The sequence below is a fragment of the Nitrososphaerales archaeon genome (assembly GCA_032906765.1).
Classification (GTDB): Archaea; Thermoproteota; Nitrososphaeria; order Nitrososphaerales; family Gagatemarchaeaceae; genus DASPPF01.
In genome coordinates, this window is the sequence record JAJTZB010000002.1 from 197637 (window position 1) to 213357 (window position 15721).

General features: G+C 59.7%; 18 protein-coding genes. 14 read left to right on the top strand and 4 right to left on the bottom strand.

Annotated features, from left to right (window positions below; all coding sequences use genetic code 11):
* Window positions 1–31: 31 nt before the first annotated feature.
* Window positions 32–433, bottom strand: a complete 402-nt coding sequence (locus LYZ69_03345; GenBank protein ID MDV3277486.1) for a winged helix-turn-helix domain-containing protein — start codon at window positions 431–433, stop codon at window positions 32–34.
* A 461-nt stretch (window positions 434–894) separates the two neighbouring features.
* On the opposite strand from LYZ69_03345, the gene ftsZ reads away from it, so the two are divergent.
* The 12 genes from ftsZ (at window position 895) to LYZ69_03405 (ending at window position 10698) form a co-directional block, all read left to right on the top strand.
* Window positions 895–1944 carry a cell division protein FtsZ gene (gene ftsZ / locus LYZ69_03350; GenBank protein ID MDV3277487.1) on the top strand — a complete coding sequence of 350 codons (1050 nt, stop codon included), beginning with the start codon at window positions 895–897 and terminating at the stop codon, window positions 1942–1944.
* Between the two features lie 26 nt (window positions 1945–1970).
* The gene (locus tag LYZ69_03355; GenBank protein ID MDV3277488.1) at window positions 1971–2333 is read left to right on the top strand and encodes a hypothetical protein; all 363 of its coding nucleotides are present in this window, start codon (window positions 1971–1973) and stop codon (window positions 2331–2333) included.
* Window positions 2334–2342: 9 nt separating this feature from the next.
* Complete coding sequence (locus tag LYZ69_03360; GenBank protein ID MDV3277489.1) at window positions 2343–3962, top strand: hypothetical protein; 1620 nt, start codon at window positions 2343–2345, stop codon at window positions 3960–3962.
* Between the two features lie 103 nt (window positions 3963–4065).
* On the top strand, window positions 4066–4896 hold the full coding sequence (locus LYZ69_03365) for a hypothetical protein (protein ID MDV3277490.1): 831 nt from the start codon (window positions 4066–4068) through the stop codon (window positions 4894–4896).
* A gap of 88 nt (window positions 4897–4984) precedes the next feature.
* A complete protein-coding gene (locus LYZ69_03370) occupies window positions 4985–6250 on the top strand; it encodes a hypothetical protein (protein ID MDV3277491.1) in 1266 nt (421 codons plus the stop codon).
* Window positions 6251–6294: 44 nt separating this feature from the next.
* Window positions 6295–6846 carry a hypothetical protein gene (locus tag LYZ69_03375; protein MDV3277492.1) on the top strand — a complete coding sequence of 184 codons (552 nt, stop codon included), beginning with the start codon at window positions 6295–6297 and terminating at the stop codon, window positions 6844–6846.
* Window positions 6847–7021: 175 nt separating this feature from the next.
* On the top strand, window positions 7022–8239 hold the full coding sequence (locus LYZ69_03380; GenBank protein ID MDV3277493.1) for an MFS transporter: 1218 nt from the start codon (window positions 7022–7024) through the stop codon (window positions 8237–8239).
* A gap of 81 nt (window positions 8240–8320) precedes the next feature.
* Window positions 8321–8521: an AbrB/MazE/SpoVT family DNA-binding domain-containing protein gene (locus tag LYZ69_03385; protein ID MDV3277494.1), complete on the top strand. Its 201-nt coding sequence runs from the start codon at window positions 8321–8323 to the stop codon at window positions 8519–8521.
* The gene (locus LYZ69_03390; GenBank protein MDV3277495.1) at window positions 8514–8900 is read left to right on the top strand and encodes a PIN domain-containing protein; all 387 of its coding nucleotides are present in this window, start codon (window positions 8514–8516) and stop codon (window positions 8898–8900) included. Before LYZ69_03385 ends, LYZ69_03390 begins: the two co-directional genes overlap by 8 nt.
* A gap of 156 nt (window positions 8901–9056) precedes the next feature.
* Window positions 9057–9296 (top strand): hypothetical protein, encoded by a 240-nt coding sequence (locus LYZ69_03395; GenBank protein MDV3277496.1) that lies wholly within the window; start codon window positions 9057–9059, stop codon window positions 9294–9296.
* 480 nt (window positions 9297–9776) lie between these two features.
* Entirely contained in the window at window positions 9777–10187 is a 411-nt protein-coding gene (locus LYZ69_03400) for a hypothetical protein (GenBank protein MDV3277497.1), read from the top strand.
* A gap of 85 nt (window positions 10188–10272) precedes the next feature.
* The gene (locus LYZ69_03405) at window positions 10273–10698 is read left to right on the top strand and encodes a hypothetical protein (protein MDV3277498.1); all 426 of its coding nucleotides are present in this window, start codon (window positions 10273–10275) and stop codon (window positions 10696–10698) included.
* 3 nt (window positions 10699–10701) lie between these two features.
* Here the strand turns inward: LYZ69_03405 and LYZ69_03410 are convergent, their stop codons facing one another.
* Together LYZ69_03410 and LYZ69_03415 are read right to left on the bottom strand one after the other, a co-directional pair.
* A complete protein-coding gene (locus LYZ69_03410; protein MDV3277499.1) occupies window positions 10702–11034 on the bottom strand; it encodes a hypothetical protein in 333 nt (110 codons plus the stop codon).
* Window positions 11035–11076: 42 nt separating this feature from the next.
* A complete protein-coding gene (locus tag LYZ69_03415) occupies window positions 11077–11886 on the bottom strand; it encodes a hypothetical protein (protein MDV3277500.1) in 810 nt (269 codons plus the stop codon).
* Window positions 11887–12200: 314 nt separating this feature from the next.
* On the opposite strand from LYZ69_03415, the gene pgk reads away from it, so the two are divergent.
* Together pgk and LYZ69_03425 are read left to right on the top strand one after the other, a co-directional pair.
* Window positions 12201–13427 carry a phosphoglycerate kinase gene (gene pgk / locus LYZ69_03420; protein MDV3277501.1) on the top strand — a complete coding sequence of 409 codons (1227 nt, stop codon included), beginning with the start codon at window positions 12201–12203 and terminating at the stop codon, window positions 13425–13427.
* 26 nt (window positions 13428–13453) lie between these two features.
* Entirely contained in the window at window positions 13454–14470 is a 1017-nt protein-coding gene (locus LYZ69_03425) for a type II glyceraldehyde-3-phosphate dehydrogenase (GenBank protein ID MDV3277502.1), read from the top strand.
* On the opposite strand, the gene LYZ69_03430 is transcribed toward LYZ69_03425, so the two are convergent.
* Window positions 14471–15679 (bottom strand): hypothetical protein, encoded by a 1209-nt coding sequence (locus LYZ69_03430; protein MDV3277503.1) that lies wholly within the window; start codon window positions 15677–15679, stop codon window positions 14471–14473.
* Window positions 15680–15721 lie beyond the last annotated feature (42 nt).

Sequence of the window (15721 nt, forward strand, 5' to 3'; positions counted from 1 at the left end):
AAGTTGCGCTCAGGAAAGTTGCCGGCTTTGCTCAGCCCCAGACTCCGTGGTGGTCGGAGCTCGCGATTGTTTGACCCAAGTCAAGCAGCTCCCTGACGGTAACGAAGTTCGCGAGGAATTTCTTCCCAGCGTCTGTTATGTCGTAGTGGACTCCGCTCTTCGAGACAGTCTTCTGCAATGCCCCGGTCTGCTCGAGCCTTCCGAGTGAATCTTCCAAGTCGCCCCAGGAAAGGTTCGCCTTGTAGAGTATGTGCGTCCTCCTGATTGGTCCGAACTCGTTGACGACTTTCAGGATGTCGATGTACCGCTCCAGTCGCGATCGCTTCGATGTCTTCGCCTCCCTGACAGGACCCAACCCGGCCGTCCTGTCGATTATCGGTTGCCTGTCCAAGTCGTCAACGCCGAGCCCCTTCCAGATTCCGTTGTTTGACATTTTGCTACCAGCGGAGAAATTCGACAAACGAACCACACTGACCCGCGTACAACATCGACCCGGAGTCCCCAAGCGTCATGACAGGGTTCGGCCGTTCTACCGAAGAGACGTCGCCGAAAAAATCCGCGGAAGATCTCGCGAGCATCATCGACATCGGGTGTCGACCTCTGTTAAAGTGAAATGGACTTGCGCCCCATGGGAAGCCTCTTTTTCTTTCGCGCCGCAGATTTCTTGTCGTCGTTTGGGTCTTAGTTGACATAAAGCATAGAATAGTGCGGCCTTGATTTGTGGCTTCTTGTCAAATAGCGTAGAGCAAACGAATGGTTTCGGGCCATGTAGACCTGCTCCATATTTTTCCGCCATCAAAGAGCTCCAGTTGGCGAGTCCAGAGTCTTGCGATGGTTTGCTGTTTCACAATGCAGATATAATTTCCGAAACAATACAGACGTGAGAAAATGGAAATGCAATTACCAGACCAACCTGAAGCCTTCATCGAACAGATGAAGATTCAGTCAATGACACAACTGGCGCGACCAAGCGTTGCAGTACTCGGAGTGGGCGGAGCAGGCTCCAACATCGTCTCCTGGATCAAGGCGCGGGGCATTGCGGGAGGCAAGCTCATCGCCTGTAACACCGACGCACCCCACCTCAGCATAACGAAGGCGGACCGCAGGGTCCTCATCGGCGAGAAGCTGACGGGCGGCAGAGGATGCGGCGGCTATCCGGAGAGGGGAATGCAGGCTGCCCAGGAGAGCATCCAGGAAATCAAGAGGGAGGTCCAAGGGGCAAACATCACATTCCTTTGCGCTGGCCTAGGAGGCGGAACCGGAACAGGAGGCGTCCAGATCATAGCGAAGGAGTTGAGGGCCCAGGGGAACCTAGTGATCGGCGTTGTCACGCTCCCGTTCTCTGTAGAGAAGTACAGGTACGAGATAGCGAGGAAGGCCCTCCTGAACCTCCAGGGTCTCTGCGACTCGGTCGTAACCATAGACAACACAAAGCTAAGTCAGGTAGCGGGGAACCTGCCCCTACAGCAGGCCCTCGGCGTCGCCAACGAGCTGATAGGCCAGTTCGTGAAGGGGATCACCGAGACGATAACCACCGCTAGCCTGATCAACATCGACTACGCTGACATCAGGGCCATAATGGAGCGCAAAGGCCTCGCCGCGATAGGCGTAGGCGAGGAGGAAGGCTCCAACCGTGTGGAAACGGCAGTCCGCCACGCCCTGGACGCTCAGCTGCTCGACATCAAGGACATCTCGAAGTCACAGGGGGTGTTGGTCCACGTATCCGGAGGAGACGACGTCACGCTGGAGGAGGTGACGAGGGCAGGGGAACTTGTCACTCGTTCGCTCCCGCCCAACACGAGGATCGTGTGGGGCGCCAAGGTGGACCCGACCATGAACGGAAGGGCCCGCGTGATGGTAGTCTTGACGGGCGTGGAGAGCACGTTCCTGAACAGCGCGCCCAGGTGGAGTCTAGGTCCGTTGAAGGTGGGGGGCGGCAAGTAGCCTCCTGCCCTTTTTGGTTATTCACCTTGCGCCGCCTCTTTCTCCTCACAAAAAGGAGGTTCCAGCAGACGCTCAGTGAGCCCGATGTCTCGTTCGTCTACAAGGCAGTCGGGTTCCTCGCGATGGTGGGGTTCTTCGCCGCAGGCGCGGCTTCTGTCCTGCTGCCGTTGAGCGTCCCGCTCCCGTCCACGGTCATGTTCGTTGTCTCTGCGTTCGGCGCCGCCGTGTTCTTCGCCGGGCTGGTATCTAGCGAAGCGTGGGCCCTCTCGATGAGGAGGCGGTACAACTACACCCTCTCCTTGGACCCCTACACGACTAGGAAGCTGGCCATCTTCGTGGTGGGGCTCTCAGTCGTGACGCTCGCTGCAGTCCTTCTCGTCCTGAGATAGGAGAGAGGGTTGGCGAACGGGCCACAGAACGGCAGCCCAGACGCCCTTTCGATACTCTTCGCCGTTGATTCTGAGACCTCAAAGCCCCTGCCGTACGAGCTTGAGGTCCTAGTCGCCTGGCTATCCATAGTCAAGAAACTCCCCCCTCCGCCTCCCAATCGCACCTACACCGAGGGGATAGGAGCAATAGCGAAGGTGTACTATCCGCTTTGGGCTGTCAACCTTGGCGGGAAGGTTGCTGTGCTGGACCCGCTCGCGGACCGTGTCTCCAGGGTGGAGTACAGGGAGCCAACGAGGATCGACGGGTTCGTCGAGAGGCTCCAGGAGACCCACCGCAAGGTGTCAATGTTCAGGAACATGCTCGAGGCGTACCAGAACGCCTTCCCGATGTCGGGGGGCACGAGGTCCGTTGACGTCCCAGGCCTCCTCAGCGGTTCGGAAGCGGCAGCGATCATGCTCCGCGCGACCAGGAGCGATAGCAACGGTGGGGAGAGCGCCAACCTCCCTGTGGTGGGGGGAGCCACCTTCCTGGCGGTGAAGGGGACAGTCACAGCCATCCAGACGGTCTTCCGGTCATTCGCAGAGGGACTGGAGGAGCTGAGGCTGGCCAAGAGCGTTCTGAAGGTGGAGACTGAGAGCCAGCTGAAGAGCCTCGGCACAGAGGTCGGGACGCTGCAGGCCGAGTACTCCAAGGAGATTGAAGCCACGAGAGACCTAGCGGACAGGACTGTCGAGGCGCTCGTGAAGAAAAGGGACGAGGAGATAGAGATGGTTGCCTCCCGCTTCACGGAGATAAGGGAGATGCTCGTCTCAGACCTGATGAACCTGAAGAAGGCCCACTCAGCGATCCTCCGCGAGGAGGGCTACCTGAGGAGGGTGGCAGCTGCGAGCGTCGCGAGCAGGCTCACACCGGGGTCGGACATGGTGAAGCTGCTCCTGGGCGACCACGCCAGCAGGCTCAGAACGGTGAAAGATGAAGCCTCTAAGGTCCAGGTTCTCGTCGAGGAGATCGAGAAGGAGAAAGGGAGGGAGCTGAGCGCGATCAAGGACCTCTACGATGAGCTGATCAGGGCCAAGTCGAGGGTGATCTCCGACCTGCAGATAGAGCTTGAGGTCGAGGTTGAGAAGCGGACGGCAGAGATAAGCGAGCTCAGGGAGCTCCAGGAATCCATCGAGAAGAAGCTCGACAACGTCGTTGCGTCGAACGAGCAGTATCTCCACAATCTGGACTGGATAGTTCAGGACAGTGCTGGGGTCAAGGAGAACACGCCGGTGTACGTGCCCATCTACCTCGCCATGCCCGAACGGTCAGAAGGGCCATTTCTGGCCTGCCCGCCGAGCCTCTTCCTCTCGGGCTCGCCCCCCTTGGGAGCAGCCTACTCACTCGAGGAGAGGCTGAAGCCACTATCAGGCTACCTAAGGGCGCTCACCGACCTGCAGATCCCGCACAAGGCGCTGAAGGAACGGGACTTCAACAGGAAGCTGGCACAGCTGGTCCGTGGCCACGACCTCATGCCGAGCCTCACCGAGACTGTGGCTACGGGTCTGAAGCTTGCACAGGAGAGGGGCTGGATAGGTGAACCAAGGGCGAGGGCGATAGAAGCGCTGGCAGCAAAGCTCAGTGCCTAGGCTACAACTGCAGCACCGGCTACAGTAGGGCCCAAGGCCTTAGCAAGGTTAAAAAGCCGCTCTCGAAAATCGCGCTACAAGTTTACCAGGGTGCTTTTTCGACTTGAAGTGCGAGTTCTGTGGGGCAGAGGAGTCGCTACCTTTCGTTTGCAACTACTGCGGCGGCGTTCTCTGCGCCAACCATAGGCTCCCGGAGGCTCACCAGTGCAAGGGCGACCTCACCCAGAAGAGGCTGATCGTGGCGCCTCCCCCAACCACCTTCAGCTGGAGCGATACGACCCCCAGCTACACTGCCCCCAGGCCGACCGCGGCGCACATCTTCTCCAAAGTTGAGGTGCGCGACATATTCGTGGCGTGGTTCGGGCTCGGGTTCGCCTTTTTCCTCGCCTTTCAGAGGGGGGGTCTCGGCAACTTGCCTGCTCTCTTTGCCGGCAGTCCTGGTGAGGTCGCCAGCGTCTTCCTGATTTCGCTTATCACCGTCGGCTCCGGCTTCGTGCTCCACGAGCTGAGCCACAAGTTCACCGCACAGAGGTACGGGTACTGGGCGGAGTTCAGGATGTGGCCGCTCGGCCTCGTCCTCGCCCTAATCACCTCTCTGATTGGCTTCATCTTTGCGGCCCCGGGAGCCACGTACATCTCGGGGATGAACATCTCACAGTCGGAGAACGGCAAGATATCCTTGGCTGGTCCCCTCACCAACGTGGCTGTCGCAGCGGTCTTCCTGCCCATCCTCTTCATCTCGCCGCCCTTCTCGTTCTGGTCCGCGCTCGGCTCGGAAGGGGTCTTCGTGAACGTCTTCCTCGCCCTGTTCAACCTCCTCCCTGTGATGCCGCTGGACGGCGCCAAGGTCTTCGCGTGGAGCAAGCCGAGGTGGGCAGCCGTCTTCGTCCCCCTCGCCGCCGTCTTCGTATTCGTCCTCTTCGGTTTCGGGTAGGCTTCACCGCGGGAAGGACGCCCGCTCACTACAAGATAGAGGCGCATTAGGGAAGCGCTGAAATACCCTTTCCTCCCCGCAGGGATAGATGCTGCTTACGCTGAGGCGCGTTGTGTTCCCCTCGATTCTAGCCCTGGCGCTCGCATTCGTGGTCCTGCTCTCGTTCATTCCCGCCCCCACCATAGCACCGCAGGTGACCCCTATTCCGATCAAGCACGTGGTCGTCATGATGGTGGAGAACCACACCTTCGACAACCTCTTCGGGACTTTCCCGGGGGCGAACGGAGTGACCAACGACACGCCCGCGGCTAGGGCGAAGGTCTTCACGATGACGTCCTCGGCGCACGACCTCTGCCACACCGTGGCGTGTCTCACCGCTGACTACGACGGCGGTAGGATGGACGGATGGACCGACCCGGAGGCTTTCGGGACGTACGCCAGAGCGCCCATCTCGTACTTCTGGGACCTCGCACAGAACTACACGCTCCTTGACAATTACTTCAGCGGCTTTTTGGGGTCATCCCTCCCGAACCACATAGTGGCCATCGCCGGGTGGAACTACAACGACACCCGCAGCCAAAGCCACTACGACGGCCTGCCCCTTACCAAGACGATATTCGACCTCCTCAATGCGAAGAACGTTTCCTGGGCTTACTACACCGGATACTGCTGCATCTTCTCAGGATTCAACCCGCTCCCACTGTCACCGCACAACCTGCCTATGAAGTCTACCTTATTCTTCCTTGACGACCTAGCCAAGGGGGGTCTCCCTTCTGTCGCGTACGTGATGCCCCCTACCGACGAGCTCAGCGGGCACCCCCCATACAACATCACCACGGGCATGGAGTGGGTGAAGAGCATAATCACAGGAATCCAACGGAGCAGTTCCTGGAACTCGACGGCAATACTCCTGACCTGGGACGAGGGGGGCGGCTACTTCGACCACGTGGCACCCCCGAACGATACCTTCGGGTTCCGGGTGCCCATGATCGTGGTCTCTCCTTACGCCAGGCACGGCTTCGTCGACCATACCTTCGCCTCTCATGCCTCTATCCCCTCCTTTATCGAGAAGGTCTTCGGTCTCCCCTGCATGGCTACAGACTGCCATTCCTCGAACCTGATGGAGGCCTTCTCTTTCCAGCAAAGCGGGTCGTCGCCTCCGCCGACCGGCCAAGGCGCCGCTTCTGTCCCGGCGGCCTTATTGTTTGCACCCGCCTCGTCGGCTCCCCGCCCCCCGGGCCTTCCTTGCCCATCCCCCGCCCCCCTCCGGGCGGCTCGTCCCATCCTCCAGCCGCGGTTCGCAGCCGCCGGCCGAGCCCACAGTCAGTCTCTTTTGAGCGGCGCGTTAAGATAACTTGGCTCTGCTGGAGATAGTATCGGCCAGCTCAATCTTAACGCATGTACGAGGGAGAGGAAGGCGTCCCGGACGCTCTGGACCTTCTTATCGACTGGGCTGTCTCGAACCGTGCGTTCAAGAGGAACAAGGTTGGCGTAAAGAGCAAGGTTCTGGCCGCCGCGCTCGTGGCCTCAGGCGTTTCGTACCGGGAGGCCGCAGTCATGCTCGGTGGAATGTCGTTCATCGCCGTGAGGGACAGCTACCTAAGAATCGCCAGCCTCCTGCCCAAGGGGGAACGCAAACATAGGAGGTTCGTAGCGATCGACGAGTCTGTGATAAGGATAGGCGGCGGCCCATCCTACCTCTGGCTGGCAAGGGACGTGGATTCTGGCGAGACGATTTCATTCCGATGCTCCTTCTCGGGGTCGCCCGAGGACAGCGCGGCCTTCGCGGGCTCCGTCCTCGAGAATTGCAGCAACAGGCCTGCCGCGAGGCTGGGCAGGGGTGCTAACCGGCCCAAAGCACTGAAGAACCTCGATTTCTACTTTCAGACTGAGGGTCCTTCGGGCGTCGTCCAGATGATCCAAAGGATCTTCGGCGTCGGGTCGCGGTAGCTGCACCAAGCCCGGGTGAAGAGGAATTCGCAGCTGTGGTCCCCGGGAACTGCCAACAACCGACCACAGCTAAACCAGCGGCAGACATACTATCGACGTTGTTGTCAAGGTCGATGAGCCACGCCCGCGATAACCGACGCGAATCTTTAACCCAAGAACTCATTTGCCATCAACCATGGCCGAGACCAAAGTGCCACTGAGGGTCTCCCTTCTCGTCATTTCATTTGTGCCCCTCTTCCTCGCCATCGGCCTGCTGCAAGTGGTAATCAGCGCTTGGCTGCCCACGGTCGGCTTCACCGCCGTGCAGGTCGGTCTCCTGATTACGATCCAAGGCATCTTCGCGATAGCGACCGCGATACCCCTCGGGATAGTCTCGGACGTGTACGGGAGGAAGTTGCTTCTAGTGTCTAGTGCGTTCGCTGGCACCTGCGGCCTTGTAGTTTTCGGCCTGACAACGAACTTCCTCCTCCTCGTCTTCGCAAGCGGCATTCTGGGCTACGCAGAGGGCGCATCTGTAACCACATGGAACGCGCTTCTGGCTGACATGACGGACGCTAGCAACAGGAACAAGGTCTTCTCCCTCTCTTTCGTGATGATCACCATAGCTTCCGGGGTCGGCTTGGCCCTACCCGGAGCCTTTCCGTATCTTGAGGCCCTCCTTTCCGCCAGCAGCTACGAAGTCCACAGAGGCGCGCTCCTGGTGCTGGGCTCCACGAGCGTCGTTACGCCCGCCATGGCCTTCTTGCTTCTCAGGGGCCACAAGGAAACGCACAACCCAGCCCACAAGTGGGGCGGTCTGAAGAACGCGAGTACCCTCGCCAAGCTAGGTTTCGTCGGGAGCACGATCGGGTTCGGGGCCGGGTTCATCATTCCTCTCATCGGGACTTGGTTCCTCTACAGGTTCAACGTCGGCGACAGCTACAGCGGACCCGTGCTCGCGGTCTCGAGCATCCTGGTCGGCCTTGCTGCATTCGCCAGCCCAAGGCTAGCGGTCAGGTTCGGGCAGATGATGGCGATTATGCTCGCTATGGGCTCGTCGATGGCGTTCATGCTCGCAATGGCATTCCTCCCCAACGTCTGGGTCGCGGCCGCGTTCTATATCGTTAGGTCGGGCCTGATGAACATGGCCAGCCCTCTGCTTGATTCGTTCTCGATGAGCATCTTCCCTGCGGAACAGAGGGGGCTCGTGAGTGGGCTCACGAACATTATGTTCAGGCTGCCCAACAGCGTCAGCACATACTTCGGCGGATACATCCTCGGAGTCGGGCTCTTGCAGTTGCCGTTCTTCATCGCAAGCGCGCTGTACGTGGTCGGGATTGTGGGGTTCTTCGTCTTCTTCATTGCCGGGAAGGGGGAAGTCGCATCGACGTCGATATCAACGTCGATGTCGTAGAGCGGGTCTGTATTACCCGATATTCAACTGAGTATAACCTTATGGATAACATTTATTAGGCAGGGGTTTCCCTCCGTCCTTGTGACCAAGACGCTTACCAAGGCTCGCCGGATAGGAGGGTCGATCATGGTGAGAATTCCGAAGGAAGCTGTGGAACAGGAGGAGATCCTAGAAGGCGAACTCCTAGAAGTTGAGGTTCGGAAAGCAAGGAGGAGCTGGTTTGGCGCTTTCCCGGGCATCGGACCTTTCACGCATGAGGACGAGCTGGACACGCATGAATAAGCTTGTGCTTGACGCCTGGGCATGGGTCGAGTACTTGGACGGAACCAAGGCCGGGGGGAGGGTCAGGGAAATGATCGAGGGGAACGCAGAGGTTTGGACCAGCCTGATTACGCTGTCGGAGGTGGTTTCAAGGGCGGGAAGGTCGGGAAAGGACGGCCGCGTTGCGGCAAGCGCCATCACCACACTCTCAAGAGTCGGGATTCCAGGCCTCGAGGACGCTACTCAGACTGGGCTCCTCCACTCCCAGCTGAAGCCTCGCCGACCGAACTTCAGTCTCGCTGATTCATACGTACTTCAGCTTGCGAAGAAACTTGGAGCGAAGGTTCTGACGGGTGACCCCGACTTCAAGGGAATCAAGGAAGCAGAGATTCTGTCCTAGCGCCGCGGGTGCGTTCGCTACCATGCTCAGATTCCATCGTCCGCCCCGGATGAGCTGCTGGTGCTATTTCATGGGGCGAAGTCGTCAATATTGGAAATACGCCTGATTTCCTTGATCTAAAGGGAGCGTCCAAGTACCTCTGGCCGATGCACCTTCATGAAGGCAGGAAAGGAAAGAAAGGCAGAGCTGTGCGTGAAGATAGACGAGGACCTGCGGGTCAAGATGATAAGGCTCCGCATACGACCCGGTGCCATAGTCAACAAGGCGCTGGAACGTGAAGTGAAGAGGGTTGAGCAAGCACTGGAGCTCGGGGAGTTGCAGGCGAAGGACCCCAGGCTCACGATGGACGACCTCAAGTCGCGGTCCGCCAGGACAAGGCGCCTTAGAGGGCTGTAGACCACTTCGGAAGGCCATGTTGGGCCCCGCGACCCCATGGTATAGCAGCCCAGGAGGCACCCAGCCCAGGCGTTCGGCGAGCGTGGACTAATTGGCCCGTTTTCACTGGAACCGGGCACTCTCTGCCGTTCCCTCCAAGGGACACGAGCTGCGTTCGAAAAGTACCCCTTCTTGGACATCACCATTGTTTGGTCCCACGGGCTGTCTGGTTACCCTGCAGGATACACTATACGTTTAGACCAGAGGGATACCTTCTGGACCCTACAGGGGAACTGCTAGCGGGTGGGCGAATGGGCCAGAGGGGGCTTTTTCTCCGCTGGGGCAGTCCGACCGCTCTACCCCGCTTGGCCGCGGCCCCCTTCGACCTTGACGAGCATGACCGGGAATACGAAGGCTATTGCGGTCAGGCTGCCGAGCAAGGATAGGTTTCGACTTCCAGGGGCTCCCTGCCCGAGTTCGAGGTCCCCGAAGGCAAGGCGTATGAAAGGCACAACCGAAGCACCAACAGTGATAGTGATAGACTGCTCGGAGCTGACAGCCAACGAGAAGCTGGTGCTCGCATCAAAGATATCGGAAAGGCTGGCGGGCTCCGCGCTCGCTCTCTCGAGGGGGGACGACCTCGTGGTGGACCAGCTCAATGACGGGGAGCTCGAGCCAGACGCGGTCCTCTCGATCGTAAAGGAATTCATTTCGAAGGCCGAGGGTCCTGGCTACTCGCTGGAGCAGGTCAAAGGCCGGATAGTGGTTCATTCGCCGAAGCCGGCAGATAGGCGTTCGAAGAGGAAGAACCAGTTGCCACCGAACTTGAAGCAGTGCCCGTTCTGCCCGTTCATCACGCCCTACGACGAGGCGTACACCGTTCACCTCCGGGCCCACCTGTTCGGGGCCTAGGGACTCGAGCTTGATATCAAGCTCGATGCTAGCGGTGGGACAAGCAACCTAATTATCCGACTTCGCGAACTAGAGCGCACGCCCAATGCCCCCGAAGAGCATCAAGCTGTACTGGAACGAGAAGAACGTCAACTCAGGAGACGTCCTCAAGGTTCTCTTTGGGGACAGAAAGGACACATTGGCTGCCGCAAGGCTTCTGATAACCAGGATGAAGGCCAACCAGAACCTTGCCATGACGAAGAGGGAGCTCCGCTTCTTCGCCAAGGAGCTACAGTCCGGGAAGAGCGGCGTGAAGTACAGCTACCACAACTTCTACACGAAGCTGCTCAGGAAGCTGCTCGACCTTGGCTTCATTGACAGGAACGTCCTGATCTGGGACGCCAAGAGGAGGAAGACAGCCGCTGTCTATCAGCTCCGCCTCCAAGCAATCTCCGAGAGACCCCCGCAGGGTGGTTTCGTCAAGCAGACATGGCAGCTAGCAAGGGGCTGGAACGAGCTCGTCGCGAAGTAAAGGCTAGAGGATATTCCTCGACTTGAAGGCGCCTATGATCAGAGCCACGCCGACAATGATCAACAGCGCTGGAAGGAAGGGTACGCCAATTCCGAAGAAGACTACAGGCGCGTAGATTACTGTCAGGAGTGCGCCCAAGCCGATTGTTAACACGCTGAGCTTCAGGCGCAGCGCAGACCTGACGAAGTTGAGGGCCAGGAGGAGAAGGCCTGTCCCGAGAGCGAAGAGCGGAGCGTTGACGGCTGCTATCGGATTCCCTCCCAGCGTTGCGAGGAGAACTCCGAACCATATCAGGAAGACACCCCAAAAGACGTTCGTCAGCGTCTCGTTGTGCAATCCGAGAAGTTGGGCCGGGCCGTCTTAAAACGCTTCGCGGCCTCAGGCCGTTCCCACGGCCGCAAGCATCCCTATCACCAGGGCGATCAGCCCAATCGCCAGCGTCACCACATAGATGTTGTTCCGCTTTGCGAACCTGAGCAGAAGCGAGATGACGAGGAGCCCAACCACGAGTGCCGTCACAGCGGCCACTGCCACTCCGGCCGGGTCGACCACGGCCAGAGCCGTCGCAATCTCTCCTCTGCTGAAGAGGAGTGTTGTGGCAAGACCTCCTAGGGCTGCAGGAATGTATGCGAGATAGGACAGCCTGAACGCGTCCTTCGGGTCCACGCCCATGAAGAGCATTGTCGAGACCGTCATGCCCGAGCGCGAGACGCCGGGCAGCGCGGATAGCCCCTGCGCCAAGCCGATCGCTACGTAGTGCTTCAACTTCATTTCGGGGAGACCGCCGATGCGGGGCGGCAGCCGCGAGTATCTGATGTAAATGGCGTCTACGACGAGGAAAACGCCCAGCACCGCCATCGGTATCCCGAGGTTGTACGCGTTCTGTAGGAGCCTCTCGCTGAGCAGGTAGAGGGGCACCCCTACCGCACCAGTGACAAGAGTGACAACGACGAGGTACGCGAGCAGTTTCCTGTCACGCAGCAGCAGAAGGATATCCTTCCTGAAGTAGATCACTGCGGAACCGATTGAGCCCACCTCCATGAAGAGCCCGAAGACGAAGGCGACACTAACGGGGAGAGAGTAGAGATAACTCGAGACCAATAGGACCTGAGTCTTGCTGCTTACCGGGAGCCACTCGCTGACGCCCTGGACCAGTCCGATGAGAATGGTGTAGAGCAGGTTGGACAATGACGGCGAGCATTCGCTCAGCCTACATAAGAGCTTGGCAGCCCAAGCGCCTAGACGGAGCCCTGTCGCGCGCCCCTTGGGGACTAAAATCGTGTTAAGATGGCCCCCGACCGATGCAGCGCCAAGCGCCTGCACGTTATCTTAACACGACCAACTCCGGTCATCCCTAGACACGTCCGCCGAGCCAGGGTAAGCCGTGCCAGGGAAAGATTCCCCGGGGGAAAGGAGCCGAACGGATACGAGGGGAAAAGGCGGAGAGCAGCCGGGTAGCAACGCATATAATCAGAAGGAGGCTCCGTCGAGCTCAGGCCCCAATGCCCACCAAGATGCTGACGCTCGAAGACCTGGAGCTTCGGGACAAGCGCGTCTTCCTGAGGGTCGACATTAACACCCCAATCCACCCCGACACGGGCAAACTGATCGAACAGGCTAGGCTGGAAGAGGCCTCAATGACCATCCGGGACCTCGCAGAGTCCAAGGTTGTTGTCGCCTCCCACCAAGGGAGGGTCGGCAGGTCGGACTACGTCGGTTTGGCGCCGCACGCCCGAGTCCTGCAGTCGATCCTGGGGAAAACCGTCAAGTTCGCTGACGACGTCTTCGGTCCTGCCGCGCTGGAGAGCATCGACTCGCTCAAGAGCGGCGAGGTGCTCCTCCTCGACAATCTCAGGTTCACGGCAGAGGAGAACCAAGAGTACAAGCCGAGCGAGGCGGAGAAGACCATTCTGGTCTCCAGGCTGAAGCCGCACCTCGACGCCTGCGTCCTCGACGCGTTTTCGACTGCCCACAGGGCCTCGCCAACGATAGTCGGCTTCGCCGGCCTGCTGCCCACCTGCGCGGGCAGGGTCGTCGCGAAGGAGCTTCGCACGCTGGACATAATCTCGTCTGTAGAGAAGGGGCCGTACGTCACGGTCCTCGGCGGCGCCAAGGTTGGCGACCGGCTGGAGGCTATCGACGCCCTGATAGCGAACGGCAGGGCTGACAAGGTGCTTTTGTGCGGGCTGGTAGGGATGGTCTTCCTCAAGGCGGCTGGGAAGTACAAGGGAGACCTCGGGATAGACAACGAGCAGAAGCTCGTCGCGAGGGCGAAGCAGCTCCTCGACGATGAGCCGGGGAGGTACGGGCTACCGACAGACCTGGGGGCGCAGGTTGACGGGAGCAGGAAGGAAGTGGCCGTCTCCGACCTGAAGGGACAGGAGCAGATAATGGACATAGGAGAGAAGACGGTTGAGCACTACGCCAGGTTCATCAAGGGAGCGGGGACGGTCTTCATGAGCGGGCCCCCTGGCGCGTTCGAATGGGAGGAGTTCAGCTCGGGGACGGAGAGCCTGCTCATGGCGATGGCGTCGTCGCTGGGGACAACGATCATCAGCGGAGGGCACCTGTCGTCTGCTCTCCAGAAATACGGTATCCGCGACCAGATTGACCACAGGAGCACAGCGGGCGGTGCGCTGGTCCAATACCTGGCGGGGAAGCGGCTGCCTTTGATCGATGCCCTGGAGCGGGCGGCGGAGAAGTGGGGCAAGCAGGCGGGGAAGTCTTAATTGGCCTTGACAGGAGAAAGAGAGGCGTGATCAGGGTAGGCGTCAACGGCTTCGGGACGATAGGGCGGAGGGTGGCCGACGCCGTCTCCAAACAGGGCGACATGAAGCTCGTTGGGGTGACGAAGACGAAGCCCGATTACAAGTCCAGGATAGCGGTGGAGAAGGGTCTGGACCTTTACGCCGTAGACCTCAAGAGCTTGGAGGTCTTCAAGGGCGCAGGGTACAATGTCAAGGGGACGCTCAACGACCTCCTCCAGCGTGTGGACGTCGTAGTCGACGCGTCGCCGGAGGACGTGGGCGCAGTCAACAAGCGAATCTACGAACAGGCCGGCGTCAAGGCGGTCTTCCAGGGTGGCGAGGAGCACGAGGTGACAGGGCTGTCGTTCGTCGCTCAGTGCAACTTCGAAGAGGCTGTGGGCAAGAGCATGGTCAGAGTCGTGAGCTGCAACACGACGGGACTCTGCAGGACGCTCCACGCCGTTGACTCGGCGGTGGGGATAGCAAGGGCGAGAGCTGTCCTGGCTAGGAGGGCGGCCGACCCAGACGAGACGGGCAAGGGCCCCATAGACGCAGTAGTCCTCGACCCGACGACGCTCCCCTCTCACCACGGGCCCGACGTTCAGTCTGTCCTCAAGGGGCTCGACATCGTTACCATGGCATTCAAGGTACCGACGACCCACATGCACCTCCACAGCCTGATCCTGACCCTGAAGAAGCAGGCCACCAAGGAGGAAGTCGTCAAGGCGCTCGAGGGCGCGCCAAGGATCCAGCTGGTGGACGGCAAGTCAGGGTTCAAGTCGACCGCGAGCGTGATGGACTGGGCGAGGGAGATGGGCCGCCCGAGGAACGACGTCTACGAAGCAACGGTCTGGAGGGATTCCGTCAGCGTGGTTGGCGGGGAGGCGTACATGTTCCTGGCCGTCCACCAGGAAGCGATAGTGGTCCCGGAGAACATAGACGCCATCCGAGCGCTCAACGGGGGCTACACCAGGGAGCAGTCCATGAAGGCGACCGACGCCTCCCTTGGGATAGTCCACAAGTAGCTAGGGTTCGAGGACCTTCGGCACCGACTTCAGCACGTACTTGGGCTCCCTGAAGCCCTTGACCAGCGACTTCACCTGCTTCTTGACCACGTCCGACGGCTTCTTGCCGAGTATCGCCAAGCTCATTAGCTCTGCTACCTTGTCCATCTCTCCCGGCCCGAATCCCATTCTCGTGAGCTCCGAAGTCCCCACCCTGCCGGCGTTGTCGATGATGATGTTCGAAGACTCGAGCCTCTCGGCGATGAACTGCAGCTTCTTCATGTCGTAGTCGAGCAAGACCTGGTGCGACTTTGAGAAACCGGCGACTGCGCCCCTGACCTTGATGCCCCTCTGGTCCAGGCCCTTTGCGAGGACCTGCGAGTTCTTCACGACGGCCTGCGCGTAGGCCTTGCCGAACTGCATCATCTCGAGCAGAGTGACCGCGAGCGCCGCCACCCTGTTGAGGTGGATGTTGTCAACAATTCCAGGGAAGATCTTGCCGGACACCTTGGAGAATACCTCCTCGTTGTTCGAGACCATGATCCCACCCTGTGGGCCGGGAAGGCTCTTGTGCGTGGAACCGATCAGTAGCGAACATCCCTCCCTGAGAGGATCCTGGAACTCGCCGCCGGCTATCAACCCAAGCACGTGGGAACCGTCGTAGACGTATGTGGAACCGCCGCTCGCTGTTGAAAGCTCCTTGGTCGGGTGCGGGAACGGCATGAAACTGGCGCCGAAGAAGACGATTCTGGGCTTCGCCTCCTTGATGAGCGCCCTTGCCTCCCTCGTGGCAATGTTCACAGTTGCGTCGTTGAACGGGAAGTAGAGGTTCTCCAGGCCCATTATCTTGCCGAAGCCGAGGTGAGAAATCCCCGGATAGCCGCCGTTTTCGGGTGAGACTGAGAGGATCTTGTCCCCCGGCTGGGTCAGTGAAAGGATGACGGCCATGTCCGCTGTGTGGCCAGAGAGGGGCCTCACGTCTGCGTACCTGGCGTTGAAGGTCTTCCGTGCGATCTCCTCAGAGAGAGAAACGAGCTCGTCTAGGTACCTCGTACCCCTGTAGAACCTGTCAGGAGCGGTGTACCTGTTCCCAAGGTCGGTGGTGAACATGTGCCGAGAAAGGGGACTGCTGCGGTTCTCGGATGGGATGAGGTTGAGGCACTCGCCGAGCCTCCACCCCTCGTGCTGCTTGATTGTTCTCTCCAGCCTCTCGAGGTAGGGATAGGACATCGGTGACTCACTCGCCCTTTCCGTTCTCAATTTAAGCTTGCA